This window comes from Micromonospora sp. NPDC005686 (genome assembly GCF_042871665.1).
Lineage (GTDB): Bacteria > Actinomycetota > Actinomycetes > Mycobacteriales > Micromonosporaceae > Micromonospora.
Genome location: NZ_JBIAIY010000004.1, coordinates 471,333 through 484,079 on the forward strand (window position 1 = coordinate 471,333; position 12,747 = coordinate 484,079).

The 12,747-nt window shown below is 72.4% G+C and carries 12 protein-coding genes and 1 pseudogene; 5 read left to right on the forward strand and 8 right to left on the reverse strand.

Annotation, left to right across the window (positions count from 1 at the left end; genetic code table 11):
* Window positions 1-23: 23 nt before the first annotated feature.
* Window positions 24-548, reverse strand: a pseudogene (locus tag ACFYON_RS12765) (DUF6461 domain-containing protein).
* A gap of 86 nt (window positions 549-634) precedes the next feature.
* A complete protein-coding gene (locus ACFYON_RS12770; RefSeq protein ID WP_354864632.1) occupies window positions 635-1,204 on the reverse strand; it encodes a methyltransferase domain-containing protein in 570 nt (189 codons plus the stop codon).
* Window positions 1,205-1,572: 368 nt separating this feature from the next.
* On the opposite strand from ACFYON_RS12770, the gene ACFYON_RS12775 reads away from it, so the two are divergent.
* Entirely contained in the window at window positions 1,573-2,085 is a 513-nt protein-coding gene (locus ACFYON_RS12775; RefSeq protein ID WP_387320747.1) for a hypothetical protein, read from the forward strand.
* Between the two features lie 25 nt (window positions 2,086-2,110).
* Here the strand turns inward: ACFYON_RS12775 and rox are convergent, their stop codons facing one another.
* Window positions 2,111-3,538 carry a rifampin monooxygenase gene (gene rox, locus ACFYON_RS12780; protein WP_387188877.1) on the reverse strand — a complete coding sequence of 476 codons (1,428 nt, stop codon included), beginning with the start codon at window positions 3,536-3,538 and terminating at the stop codon, window positions 2,111-2,113.
* Window positions 3,539-3,684: 146 nt separating this feature from the next.
* Window positions 3,685-4,623 (reverse strand): helix-turn-helix domain-containing protein, encoded by a 939-nt coding sequence (locus tag ACFYON_RS12785; protein WP_387188878.1) that lies wholly within the window; start codon window positions 4,621-4,623, stop codon window positions 3,685-3,687.
* Between the two features lie 94 nt (window positions 4,624-4,717).
* Here ACFYON_RS12785 and ACFYON_RS12790 point away from each other — a divergent pair, with 94 nt between their 5' ends.
* From ACFYON_RS12790 to ACFYON_RS12800, 3 genes are all read left to right on the forward strand, one after another.
* Complete coding sequence (locus tag ACFYON_RS12790; protein ID WP_387320750.1) at window positions 4,718-5,728, forward strand: saccharopine dehydrogenase family protein; 1,011 nt, start codon at window positions 4,718-4,720, stop codon at window positions 5,726-5,728.
* Between the two features lie 122 nt (window positions 5,729-5,850).
* The gene (locus ACFYON_RS12795; RefSeq protein ID WP_387320752.1) at window positions 5,851-7,971 is read left to right on the forward strand and encodes a cellulase family glycosylhydrolase; all 2,121 of its coding nucleotides are present in this window, start codon (window positions 5,851-5,853) and stop codon (window positions 7,969-7,971) included.
* Window positions 7,972-8,081: 110 nt separating this feature from the next.
* A complete protein-coding gene (locus ACFYON_RS12800; RefSeq protein ID WP_354864644.1) occupies window positions 8,082-8,945 on the forward strand; it encodes an alpha/beta hydrolase in 864 nt (287 codons plus the stop codon).
* Between the two features lie 36 nt (window positions 8,946-8,981).
* On the opposite strand, the gene ACFYON_RS12805 is transcribed toward ACFYON_RS12800, so the two are convergent.
* The 3 genes from ACFYON_RS12805 to ACFYON_RS12815 all read right to left on the reverse strand — a co-directional run bounded on the left by ACFYON_RS12805 (window position 8,982) and on the right by ACFYON_RS12815 (window position 11,500).
* Window positions 8,982-9,446, reverse strand: coding sequence for a hypothetical protein (locus tag ACFYON_RS12805; protein WP_354864646.1), 465 nt, complete (start codon window positions 9,444-9,446; stop codon window positions 8,982-8,984).
* Between the two features lie 160 nt (window positions 9,447-9,606).
* Window positions 9,607-10,479: a hypothetical protein gene (locus ACFYON_RS12810; RefSeq protein WP_354864648.1), complete on the reverse strand. Its 873-nt coding sequence runs from the start codon at window positions 10,477-10,479 to the stop codon at window positions 9,607-9,609.
* 364 nt (window positions 10,480-10,843) lie between these two features.
* Window positions 10,844-11,500, reverse strand: coding sequence for a 4'-phosphopantetheinyl transferase superfamily protein (locus ACFYON_RS12815; RefSeq protein WP_355093495.1), 657 nt, complete (start codon window positions 11,498-11,500; stop codon window positions 10,844-10,846).
* 126 nt (window positions 11,501-11,626) lie between these two features.
* On the opposite strand from ACFYON_RS12815, the gene ACFYON_RS12820 reads away from it, so the two are divergent.
* Entirely contained in the window at window positions 11,627-11,902 is a 276-nt protein-coding gene (locus tag ACFYON_RS12820; protein ID WP_354864652.1) for a hypothetical protein, read from the forward strand.
* 68 nt (window positions 11,903-11,970) lie between these two features.
* Here ACFYON_RS12820 and ACFYON_RS12825 read toward each other — a convergent pair whose 3' ends face one another.
* Window positions 11,971-12,747, reverse strand: coding sequence for a peptidase (locus ACFYON_RS12825; protein WP_354865256.1), 777 nt, complete (start codon window positions 12,745-12,747; stop codon window positions 11,971-11,973).

Here is a 12,747-nt window from a genome sequence, read left to right on the forward strand (position 1 = left end):
ACTGGCCCGGACGGGAGGCCCGCTCAGCCCGCAGGTGGGGACTCTCGGACGGCAGCTGGTCTCCCAGGTATTGGGGCAGTGCCGCACACGTAGGTCGCTGATTCCAGGAACTCAGGAGTCAGCCGGACCCCGGTGAGGTGCTCAGCGAGGGCGAACGCCGCCTCGGTGTGGACCGTAGTCGGCGTCATCGTCCTCGCTGAGGTCGAAACCGACCTGCCGCATCACCTCCACCAGGCCGTCGGGTCGCTGCCGTCCCGCTGGGCAGGAAACAACGGCTCGAAATGCAGCCGGAGGACTCCGTCGTCGAGCCAGAAGAAGTGATCGACCGCGTTGCCATTGCGGAAGTGGGACACTAGGCGAGTGCCTCGGGGGAGCGGGACGATCACCTCGTCGAGGGTGCCGAGGTAGCCGTTGGGTTCGATGCCCGGCCGCTGTTCGATGCTGTCGGCGATGCGGCGTAGCAACGCCGGGACACTGTCCTGTCCTGGACCCACCGGATTGGCCTGCGAGAAGTGCCTGATGGTCCACGACTCCGGTTCGGGCGGCATGGCGACAGTCTGCTACTGCCCTCCGTCCCAGGTGACGGTCGCCGCGGTGAGGAAGAACGTGACTGCGTAGGTGAACCGGCCCGTGTCTACGGCATGGTCGAACTGGTCTTCGAACGCGCGAGCTCGGCCGGGTTCGAGTACGCCGCGCTGAGCCGCTGTGGCGGCCCAGCTGCGCAGACCCAGAACGTTGTCGGCGGCGGCCGGGTCGCGAACCAGCAGCGTTCGGGTTCGACGGTGACGTCGGTCAGGCCAAGCGTGGCGAGAATGCCGGCATGCTGGTGGGCCAGGGTGCCGTTGCGGAGGAGGACGTCGGCCCGGAACCGCAGCACGCGTCGCGCCAGATCCTGGTCGGCGATGCCGAGCACCTGCGTGTCGTAGTCGGGGTCAGCGAGGACGATGCGGCCACCCGGCCGGACCACCCTGACGAGTTCCCCGATCGCGGCATGGGGATCGGCGAGGTGTTGCACGGTGCGGTCGGACCAGGCGCCGTCGAAGGAGTCGTCGTCGAGCCGGACCTGGGTCAGGAACTGCATCGGCCCGTCGCACTCGCCGCACAGTGGCCAGTCGAAGCCCGCGGGCACGAGCGGAACACCACCGCTACGTGTGCCGGGCGCATCCGGCGCCGTGTCACCGCTGTAGATCATCAGGACCGTCACGCCGCGCAGCATAGGGGAGCGCGGATGCACCCGTCCGGAAGTCGACCCGCGGCCGGGCAGCCGACCGGAGTCACATCCGTTGGTAGCCTGACGCGTCCCGTACGAGAGGTGGGGTCTGCCCGGTGCTCAGGATCGTGCTGCGGAGGTTGGGCGCGGCGGGCGCGGTCTGCGTGGTGGCGGCGTGCGGACCCTCGACTGCTGATCCAGCGGATCGTTCGGCGGGCGACCCCGGCCGTTCCACCTCCCAGGCGACCGGCGCGCCCACCACCGGGAAGCCGTCCGCGATTCCGGCGACCGGCGGCGCCGGCTACTCCGCGTCGTTGTCGGGGCGGCTGGTGACCACGGACGCGCTGCCACCGGGGTTCCCCGTGGACATCGCGACGGTCATGCCCCCGGATGCGGGCCGGCAGCGCCCCGGCCCCGAGGTGCCCTGTGCGGACATGATTCCGCTGTTGTCGGCCAAGCGGCTGACCGGTACTCCGTCGGCGACGGCCGCTGCCACCGTCAGCTCCGCCGAGGGCCCCGACTACCCGTGGGTGGCAAGCGAAGTGCTCAGGACGTACGCCGACGACGGCGCCCGAGGCGCGATGGCGGACCTGCGGACGTTCATCGCCCGGTGCCCCACCGTCGGGTCACCGGGCCGGGATGCAGGCAGCTACCGCTTCGCGGTGGTACCGGGGCCGCGACTGGGCGACGAGAGCATGCGCGTCGACTCCAGCACGACCTCCGGATCGATCACGCTGGAATGGGACAGCATCCTCGTCCGGATCGGCACCACCCTGGTGATCGTTCATGAGCAGGGCAACGAGCCCGGCGGCGACGATCACCTCACCCGGCTCGCCGAAGCCGCGCTCCGCAGCTACCAGACGACCGGACCATGAACGCCCTCGGGCGTTCGGCAGCAGCTCACCTCGTCGCGCTACCGAACCACCTGGTCAGCGCCTCCTCCAGCGCCCGCTGACCGTCGCCCACCCAGACCACGTGCCCGTCCGGCCGCAGCAGCACCGCCGGCACGTCCAGCTCGTCGCCGGTGCCGGCGACGAGCCCGACCCGGTCGGCCCAGCCGTCCACCGACAGCCTCCCGGTTCCGTCCAGCAACAACCCGCCGCCGGTACGCATCAGCTCGTACAGGCGTCCCTGTGGCAGCGGTACGTCGCGCAGCCGCCGCCCGAGCAGCGGGTGACCCTCGCCGACGTCGTACCGCACGCCGATCGCCGTCACCTTCTCGATCAGGAAGCGGTTGACCTCGTCGAGCTCCATGAGCTGCGCCAGCACCTCACGCACGGCCTGCGGGCCGGGCTCGTTGCTGGTCAGCAGCATCTGGGCGCGGGTGTTCGTCAGCACGTCGGCGGCGACCGGACGCCGCTCGGACTCGTAGGTGTCCAGCAGGTCGCCCGGCGCCCAGCCGTTCACCGCCGCCGCCAGCTTCCAGCCCAGGTTGAACGCGTCCTGGATGCCCAGATTGAGCCCCTGCCCGCCCAGCGGCGGGTGGACGTGCGCGGCGTCGCCGGCCAGGAACACCCGCCCGACCCGGTACCGCTCGGCCAGGCGGGTCGCGTCGCCGAACCGGGACAGCCAGCGGGGGGAGTGCACGCCGAAGTCGGTGCCCGCGTACGCGGTCAGTTGCCGCTTGACGTCGTCGAGCGTGGGCGGCGCCGAGGCCACCTCGGCCGCCGGTACGACCACCCGGAACACGCCGGGCCTGCCGGACGGCCCGAGCCCGAACCGCTTCTCGGTGCGGCGTACCTCGGTCATGATCGTGGTGATCTCATCCGGGGAGGCAGTCACCTCCATCTCGCCCAGCAGCGTGTCGACTGTCGACGGCTCGCCGGGGAAGCCGACGCCGAGCAGCTTGCGGACGGTGCTGCGCCCGCCGTCGCAGCCGACCACGAACCGCGCCCGCACCGCCTCCGAGGGCTCGCCGTCGAGGTGGACTGTCACGCCGTCGTCGTCCTGCTCCAGCCCGGTCACCGCACGGCCGCGCCGGATCTCGGCCCCGACCTCGGCGGCGTGTTCGGCGAGCAGCCGGTCGGTGCGCGTCTGCGGGATGCCGAGCACGTACGGGTGGGCGGTGTCCAGATCGGCGGGCGCGGGCTTGTCGATGCCGGCGAAGAAGCCCCGGATCGGGTGCTTGCCGCCGTTGTCCAGGAACCGCTCCAGCAGCCCGCGCTGGTCCATCACCTCGATGCTGCGGACGTGCAGCCCGAGCGACCGCACGTACGGCGGCAGTTCGGCGTCCCGTTCCAGCACGAGCACGCCGACGCCCTGGAGGCGCAACTCGCTCGCCAGCATCATGCCGGTCGGCCCGCCGCCGACCACGATCACGTCGAACACATTTTCCCCCGTGTCGAGTGTCAGGCGACCGTCCCCTTGGGCGGCACGAACCGACCATAGCCCTCGTGCCGGAACGCCCGGGCCCCGAAAGGCAGGCAGGCGGGCATCTCGTTCAGGCCGCCCGGCGGGAGACGGCGGCAACCCGGTCAGCCGCGACGGAACGTGCGGCGGTAGGTGTCCGGCGGCACGCCGACGGCGCGCTGGAAGTGCCGGCGCAGCGTCGTCGCCGTACCCATGCCTGACGCCTCGGCGACGGCGTCGATGCTGTCGTCGGTGTTCTCCAGCAGCTCCTGCGCCCGCCGGATGCGCTGCGTCGCCAGCCACCGCGACGGCGTGGCGCCGGTCGCGGCGGTGAAGTGCCGGACCAGGTTGCGGGTGCTCATGGTCGCCTGGTGAGCGAGGTCGGCGACGGTGAGCGGGCGGTCCAGCCGCGCCATCGCCCACGGCAGCAGCGCGGCGATCGAATGGTCCGCGCGGGCCGGGACGGGGGTGGTGACGTACTGGGCCTGGCCGCCCGCGCGGTGCGGCGGCACCACCAGGCGGCGGGCGACGGCGTTGGCGACCGTCGAGCCGTGGTCGCGGCGGATCAGGTGCAGGCACAGGTCGATGGCGGCGGCTTTGCCGGCGGAGGCGAGCACGTCGCCGTTGTCCACATAGAGCACGTCCGGGTCGACACGGACGCTCGGGTAGCGGGCGGCCAACGCCTCGGTGTGTGCCCAGTGGGTGGTGGCGCGCAGCCCGTCGAGGATGCCGGCGGCGGCGAGCACGAACGCGCCGGTGCAGAACGAGACCATCCGGGCGCCCGCTTCGTGCGCGGCGCGGACGGCGTCGACCAGGTCTGGCGGCGGCTCGGCGTCGGTGTCCTCGATCGCCGGAACGATCACCGTGTCGGCGCGGGCCAGGTGATCCAGCCCGTGGTCGGGTGTGATCGCGAACCGGCCGACGCCGACCGGGCCGGGACCGCAGACCACCAGGTCGTACCAGGGGTCGGCCAGGCCGGTCGGGTCGCGGGTGAAGATCTCGCAGGCCGCCGACACCTCGAAGTGCAGCATCCCGTCGGTGGCGGCGAGCGCGATCAGGGCCATGTCCGAAACTGTACGGGCACTGGCGTTTGCGACACTGGCCCGGCCCACGCGCCCAGGCGAGGATCATTCCAATCGATCTTCGAGGGGGAGCGTCATGCAGGTGGCGGTGTTCGGGGCGTACGGGCACACCGGACGGTTCGTGGTGGCGGAGCTGCGGGAGCGGGGATACGAGCCGCTGCCGGTCGGGCGCGACGCCGGGAAGCTGTCAGCCGCCTTCCCGGGGGTGGAGCACCGGGTGGCGTCGGTCGACGACCCGGCCTCGCTGGACCGGGCGCTGGCCGGGGCGGCGGCGGTGGTCAACTGCGCCGGGCCGTTCGCCTCGACCGCCGGCCCGCTGATCGAGGCCGCACTGCGGGCCGGGATCCCCTACGTGGACGTGGCGGCCGAGATCGAGGCGAACCGGGACACGTTCGCCCAGTACGCCGAGCGTGCCGAGGCCGCCGGAGTCGCGGTGGTGCCGGCCATGGCGTTCTTCGGCGGGCTCGGTGACCTGCTCGTCACCGCCGCGATGGGGGACTGGACGGTGGCCGACGAGGCGCACGTCGCGTACGGGCTGAGCAGCTGGCACCCGACGGCCGGGACGGTCGCCTCCGGCGTCGTCTCGCGCGATCGCCGCGGCGGCCGGCGGGTCCGTTTCACCGAAGGGCGCCTGGTGTACGCCGACGGCGACCTGCCCCGGCTGGAGTGGGAGTTTCCGGCGCCACTGGGTGTGCGGCCGGTGCTCGGCGAGTTCACCATGGCCGACGGGGTCACCGTCCCGAGTCACCTGGACATCCCGGAGGTGTGCACGTACATGACCGCGAACGCGGCACTGGACCTGGCCGCCGGGGACGCCCCGGCGGCGGTGGACGAGCGCGGCCGGTCGGCGCAGACGTTCACCGTCGACGTGGTGGTGCGGTCGGGCGACGTCCGGCGGCGGGTGGTGGCCCACGGGCAGGACATCTACGCGATCAGCGCGCCGCTGGCGGTCGAGGCGGTCCACCGGGTCCTGACCGGGCGGACCCGGGCGAAGGGCGTCGCCTCGGCCGGCCGGATCTTCGACGCGCCGGATTTCCTGGGCGCGCTGTCGGCGCACCTCACCGTCGAGACGCTGCCGGCCACCTGACGCGCCTGCCACATCCACGTCTGTTGATTGACAATGTTTGGAATCCAAACTTACTCTCGCGCTGGGCGGGTGCGCGCCCCGCCCTCCCCGTCCACGCGCCCACCCACCGCGAAGGAACCACCATGTTCCGCTCTCCCCGTACCGCCCGATTGCGGGTCGGCCTCGTCGCGGCGACCGCCGCCACGCTCGTGACCGGCACCGCCCTGATGGCGACGAACGCCCAGGCGGCGGCCGGCTGCCGCGTCACCTACACGACCGCCAGCCAGTGGCCCGGCGGCTTCACCGCCAACGTCGACGTGACAAACCTCGGTGACCCGATAAACGGCTGGAACCTGCGCTGGACGTTCCCGTCCGGCCAGCGGGTCACCCAGGCGTGGAGCGCCACAGTCACCTCCTCCGGCGCCGACGTGACCGCCACGAACGTCGGCTACAACGGCGCCGTCGCCACGAACGGCACCGTCTCGTTCGGCTTCAACGGCTCCTGGACCGGCACCAACACCGCGCCCACCGCGTTCTCGCTCAACGGCGTGGCCTGCACCGGCGGCGTCGGCGGAACCACCCCGCCGCCGACCACCACGCCACCGCCGACCACGCCGCCCCCGACCACCCCGCCGCCCACCACGCCACCGCCCACGACCCCGCCGCCGGCCGGCAACGCCATGGCCGCGGTCGCCGCCATGCAGCCCGGCTGGAACCTCGGCAACTCCTTCGACGCGGTCGGCGCGGACGAGACCGCCTGGGGCAACCCGCGGGTCACCGAGGCGCTGCTGGACAACGTCCGGGCGCAGGGCTTCAACAGCATCCGCATCCCGGTGACCTGGAGCAACCACCACGGCGCCGCGCCGAACTACACGATCGACGCGGCCTGGCTGAGTCGGGTACGCGAGGTGGTCGGCTGGGCGCTCGCCGACGGCTTCTACGTGGTGCTCAACATCCACCACGACTCGTGGCAGTGGATCAACACGATGCCCACCGACCGCGCAGGCGTGCTGAACCGCTACAACGCGCTCTGGACCCAGATCGCGGCCGCGTTCAAGGACTCCTCGCCGAAGCTGACCTTCGAGAGCGTCAACGAGCCGCAGTTCACCGGCAGCTCCGGCGACGCGCAGAACGCCACCCTGCTCAACGAGCTGAACACCTCGTTCCACCGCATCGTCCGCCAGTCCGGCGGCAACAACGCCACCCGGCTGCTCGTCCTGCCGACCCTGCACACCTCCGCCGAGCAGGCCCGGGTGGACGAGCTGGTCAGCACGTTCAACACGCTGAACGACCCGAACCTGGTCGCCACCGTGCACTTCTACGGGTACTGGCCGTTCAGCGTGAACATCGCCGGGGGCACCCGGTTCGACGCCACCGTCCAGCAGGACCTGACCGACCAGTTCGACCGCGTCTACAACGCCTTCGTCACCCGCAACATCCCGGTGATCATCGGTGAGTACGGGCTGCTCGGCTTCGACCGGCACACCGGCACCATCGAACAGGGCGAGAAGCTCAAGTTCTTCGAGTTCCTCGGCCACTACGCGCGCAGCCGCAAGCTGACCACCCAGCTCTGGGACAACGGCCAGCACTTCGACCGGACCTCGTTCGTGTGGAAGGACCCCGAGCTGTTCGCCCAGATCAAGTCGAGCTGGACCACCCGCTCCGGCACCGCCTCCAGCGACCAGGTGTACGTGCCGCGTACCGGCTCGATCACCGCCAAGAGCCTGACGCTCAACCTGAACGGCACCACGTTCCAGGGTCTGCGCCAGGGCACCACCGACCTGGTGAACGGCACCGACTACACGGTCTCCGGCAACACCCTGACGCTCACCGCGTCGGCGCTGACCCGGCTGGTCGGCTCCCGCGCGTACGGGGTGAACGCCAACCTGACGGCCCGGTTCTCCGCGGGCGTGCCGTGGCGGATCAGCATCATCACGTACGACCCGCCGGTGCTGTCGAACGCGAGCGGCACCACCGCCGCGTTCACGCTCCCGGCACAGTTCCGCGGCGACCAACTGGCCACCATGGAGGCGAAGTACGCCGACGGCAGCAACGCCGGGCCGCAGAACTGGACCTCGTACAAGGAGTTCGACGTGACGTTCGCGCCGGACTACACCGGCAACACGATCGTGCTGAAGCCGGAGTTCTTCGCCGAGGTCAACGACGGCCAGCGGGTCACGCTGACGTTCCACTTCTGGAGCGGCACGAAGCTGACCTACTACGTCACCAAGTCCGGCAGCACCGTCACCGGCACGGTGAGCTGACCGCGACGGGCACGGCTCGCGGCGTGGGTGTCGACACCGCCGCGAGCCGTGCCCGGAACACGTTTCCGCTGGACCGATGACTTCCGCGGCCGGCGCCGGTCGACAGAGGCATGAAGACGCTCACTCTCCAGACGCCCGAGGTCGACCTGGTCTACGACGTCCACGCCCCCGAGGCGACCGAGGCCGGGCACCGCCCCTTGTTCATGATCGGCCAGCCCATGTGCGCCGACGGCTTCACCACGCTCGCGTCGTACTTCCCCGACCGCACAGTCATCACGTACGACCCGCGTGGGCTCGGCCGGAGCGTTCGCAAGGACGGCCGGAACGACTCGCTGCCCGAGGTGCAGGCCCGGGACGTACGCGACATCGTCGACGCCCTCGGCATGGGCCCGGTCGACATGTTCGCCAGCAGCGGCGGCGCGGTGACCGCGCTCGCCCTGGTGGCCGCGTACCCGGACGCGGTGACCACGCTCGTGGCGCACGAGCCGCCGCTGACCACGCTGCTCCCCGACGCCGAGGCGGCCGGCCGGGCCATGGCCGCCTGCCAGGAGGCGTACCGGAAGAACGGCCGGGGCGCGGGCATGGCGACGTTCATCGTCATGACGTCGTGGCGGGGCGAGTTCACCGACGACTACTTCGCCCAGCCCGCGCCGGACCCCGCCGCGTTCGGGATGCCGGCCGAGGACGACGGCAGCCGGGACGACCCGCTGCTCTCCGACCGGTCCGCGGCGGTCACCGTCTACCGGCCGGACGTCGACGCGCTGCGCGCCGCGCCTACCCGGGTCGTGATCGCGGTGGGCGAGGAGTCGGCGGACACGCTCACCGCGCGGACGTCGGCGGCCACCGCCGAGCTGCTGGGCGGACAGCCCGCCGTTTTCCCGAGCCACCACGGCGGGTTCCTCGGCGAGGAGACGGGCTACGCCGGGCAACCGGAGGCGTTCGCGCGCCGGCTGCGGGAGATCCTCGACGCCTGACTGCGGCGGCGCCGTGACGCGGATGCCCGCGACGGCTCAGGCGCGGCGCACGTCGGTGACCATCACCGGGTAGGGCCCGGCCGGTGTGCCGGGCCCGGCCTCGTCGGTGGGGACCACGTTCTCCATCCGCAGCCGCAGCGTGCCGGGGCCGGCGGCGTCGAGGACGATCCGCCACACCCAGCCGCCGGCGTACCCGGCGGTCATCTCGACCGCCGCCGCCCCGCCCGCCTCGCCGGTGAGCGTCATCGGTGACGGTTGCTGGTGCCACGAGTCGCCCCACCAGGCGACGAGCGAGCCCGGCCGGTCGCCTGCGGCGATCACCAGCAGGCCGTCCTGCGGGCCGTCTTCGGGATGCTCCCACGAGTACGCCACAGTGGTCAGGTGCCCGCCGGCCGCGGTGGCGACGGTCAGCGCGGCCGACGACTCGGCGAGCGGATCGGCGGGCATCAGCCGGAAGCCATTGGTGCCTACCCAGGACCCGGTGACGTCGGTGAGAACCATCGCCGCAGAATAGGAACCACCCCCGACACTGCCCATCCACGCCAGTCCGGGGCGATCTTGGAAGATTTCGGCCCATATGAGGGCCGTTTGCTACCAAGATCTAACGGACACGGGGGCCGGTCCGCTGTGGACCTGCCCCCGTGCGGGGTTTCGTGTGAGCTCAGGGCTTCCAGGACCCGGCGGAACGGAAGCGGTGCTTGTATTCGACCACGCCGTTCTGGTCCTTCACGTCGAAGATGAGCTGTCCGCTGCGCTTGGACCCCTCGGGCAGGTTGGTGCCCGAGGTCATCAGCTTGCCGCAGCCGGAGAAGGCGCCGCCGATGCCGCTCTCCTCGGTGCCGTCCGCGGCGACCCAGGTGAAGTAGAACGGGTTGATCGAGCCGGTGCCCTTGGTGATCTCGGCGGTCACGTCGGCGATCAGGAACATGCCGTTCTTCGGGCCGGGCATGATCTCGCTGCAGGCGGCGTTCCTGGTCCGGAAGTTGCCGACGGTGACCTCGATGGTGCCGCGGTCGTCGTTGACGGTCAGCTTGGCGCCGGCCGGCATGTTGAACGCGGCGCCGCCGGTGGTGCCCGGCTGCGGAGTGCCCGTCGGGGTGTCACCGGTCGGAGGGCCGGCTGTCGGCTGGCCGTAGGTGACGCCCGGGGTGGGCAGGGAGTCGATCGCCTCCTGGGTCTTCTTCGCGCCGCTGTAGACGGCGAGGAGGCCGCCGCCGCAGCACAGCAGCAGCAGGACCGCCGCGATGACGCCGACAGTGATCCAGACGTTCTTGTTCGACTTCTTCGCCGGCGGCCCGAACGGCTGACCGGGCGGCGGCGGGTACGCGCCACCACCCGGCGGCGGGTAACCGCCCGGCGGCGGATAGGCGCCCGGCTGGTACTCGCCGCCGGGCTGCTGGTACGTCCCACCCGGAGGCTGGTACCCGGATGCCGGCTGCTGGTATGCCCCGCCCGGGGGCTGGTATTCGAATCCCGGCGGCTGATACGCCCCGCCCGCCTGCGGATACTCGCTGCCCGGCGATGGGTAGGGCACCCCCGAGGTGGGCGGCGGCGGGAACGCCGCGGCAGGCGCGGGCGGGTACTGCTCGCCCGGACCCGGCTGCGGCGGATAGGGCGCCCCGGAGACGGGCGGCGCACTGAAGACGGGCGGCTGCGGCGCTTCCGAGGGCGGCGGAGAGGGCGCACCCGAGGTGGGAGCGGGCGGCGGAGCGTACGGGTCGCTCGGCGCCGGCATCGGGGCGGGGGGGAACGCCTGAGTCGGCGGTTCCGGCGGCTGCTGGTTCGGGTCGGGTGACCCGGACGGAGGCTCAGGGTGGCTCACCGTACTCCTTGGGGCGCCTTCGGGGTATCCGGTCGGATCGACGGTATAGGCCCGAGGCAAGTCGGCCAACAGGGCCTCATCGATGTGGCAGGACGGCGGCGGTACGGACCAGGTCGTCGTCCACGACGAACCGTCCGGTCACCGCCGACGGCGGATCGGGCACCGGTGCGGCGGCGAGCCGGGCCGGCGCGATCTCGGCGTGGAACGTGCCCGCCTCCGGATCGATGACGACTTGTGCGTCGGCGAAGCCCAGCCACGTGCCCACGAGCGGGTGCCAGATCTTGTAGACGGTCTCCTTCGCGCTGAACACCACGGTCGGCCAGTGCGTGCCGGCCGGCAGCCGGGCCAGCTCCACCTCCTCGTCGGGGCGGCACACCTTCCGGCGTACCCCCGGGGAGAGCGGCCGGTAGCGCTCGGCGTCGATACCGACGGCGCGCACGTCGGCGGCCCGGGCGACGGCGGCCGCGCAGTAGTCGCTGGTGTGGGTGATCGCGCCGACGACGCCGGCCGGCCAGATCGGGGCCCGGTCGGCGCCGGCGGGCACCGGCGTGGCGGGCCGGCCGAGCGCGGCGAGCGCCCGCCGGGCGCAGAGCCGCCCGGCGGTGAAGTCGCGGCGACGGCCGGGCACCACACGCTCACCCAGTGTGGCCAGTTCGGCAGGAAGCAGCTCACCGGACCAGTCGGCCGGGCCGGCCACCGCTACGGCGACCGAGGCCGGAAGCAGGTCACGCACGAGAGGTGGATGACGGGGACACGCGGTGAACGTACCGTAACGCTTGGGCGTGGCGCGGCGCTGAAGGAACGTCGCGGGGAGGTAAGCGGTCCATCACCACCATTCCTGACTCGGAAGGAGCGGCCGATGACGCCTGGCGCGGAGACTTCGGGGAGTGCCGGAGGCGAGCACGTGCCGGTGACCCCCGACTGGACCTGCGGCTCGTGCGGTGACGACTGGCCCTGCGCCACGAAACGTCACCACCTGCTGCGCGAGTACAAGGTGGACCGGGCGTCGCTCAGCGTCTATCTCGGATCCTGCCTGGCCGCGGCGACGCAGGATCTGCGCTCCGTGCCGGTCACCGCGCTCCAGGACCGGTTCATCGGCTGGGTGCCGCGCGGTCCGCGTACCGCTGAGGCGTGAGCGCGGCCGGTGGCCGCCGCGTCGGGTTCGCGGCGGCCACCGGCTGCGGTCCTCGGAGGTTGCGGTTCTCAGGGCCGGCGGGGCCGCCGGGTGAGGCCGAAGCCGATCACGCCGGCCACGGCGGCGAGGACGCCGCCCACGCTGGTCCACACCCAGCGCGATCCCGCGTCGGGGAGCCAGCCGGTCAGGTCGAAGTCCTCCTCGTCGGCCACCGGCTCGGGCGTCGGCTCGGCGGCCAGCACCGTGCCGGCCTTGGTGTTCGGCACCAGTGGCGCGGCCAGCTCGCCGTCGTCGCCCGACGCGCCGCCCTCGTCGGTGGCGCCGACGAGCATCTCCACCTCGATCGGCAGACCGAGCTCGGGTTCGGGCAGCTCGGTGACGGAGAGCCGGACGTAGTAGGTGCCGGGCAGCGGGTCGCCCGACCAGGGCTCGGCCCACGGCCGTACCCGGCGCAGCGTGCAGCCCAGCGCGACGCTCGTCGCCGAGGCGCCGGCGGTGGGGGTCTGCGCGCCCGCCGTACACGCCTGCCGGCGGCGCAGCCCGTCGAAGACCTCGACGGTCCAGGTGGACACGCCGCTCCGTGGCTTCGGGAACGTGACGGTGGCGGTGATCTCGTGCACCTGCCCGGCGTCGGCGCGGAACGACCAGTACAGGTGGTCGCCCGTCGACGCGCCCACCCGCACCGGCTGCCCGGCGCTGACGGTGGTGGCGGTGAGGAACGAGGTGCCGGCCTTCGTCACAGTGGTCGCGCCCGGTGACGGGCTGGGCGCGGCCAGGGCCGCCGCCGGGGTGAGGGCGAGCCCCACGGCGGTCGTGGCCGCCGCGGCGCGGATCAGCGTACGCAT

Coding starts and splice junctions, on each gene's coding strand:
- ACFYON_RS12820 (WP_354864652.1), top strand. CDS start 11,627: ATGACGCCTGGCGCGGAGACTTCGGGGAGTGCCGGAGGCGAGCACGTG.
- ACFYON_RS12800 (WP_354864644.1), top strand. CDS start 8,082: ATGAAGACGCTCACTCTCCAGACGCCCGAGGTCGACCTGGTCTACGAC.
- ACFYON_RS12825 (WP_354865256.1), bottom strand. CDS start 12,747: ATGCGTACGCTGATCCGCGCCGCGGCGGCCACGACCGCCGTGGGGCTC.
- ACFYON_RS12790 (WP_387320750.1), top strand. CDS start 4,718: ATGCAGGTGGCGGTGTTCGGGGCGTACGGGCACACCGGACGGTTCGTG.
- ACFYON_RS12785 (WP_387188878.1), bottom strand. CDS start 4,623: ATGGCCCTGATCGCGCTCGCCGCCACCGACGGGATGCTGCACTTCGAG.
- ACFYON_RS12805 (WP_354864646.1), bottom strand. CDS start 9,446: ATGGTTCTCACCGACGTCACCGGGTCCTGGGTAGGCACCAATGGCTTC.
- ACFYON_RS12795 (WP_387320752.1), top strand. CDS start 5,851: ATGTTCCGCTCTCCCCGTACCGCCCGATTGCGGGTCGGCCTCGTCGCG.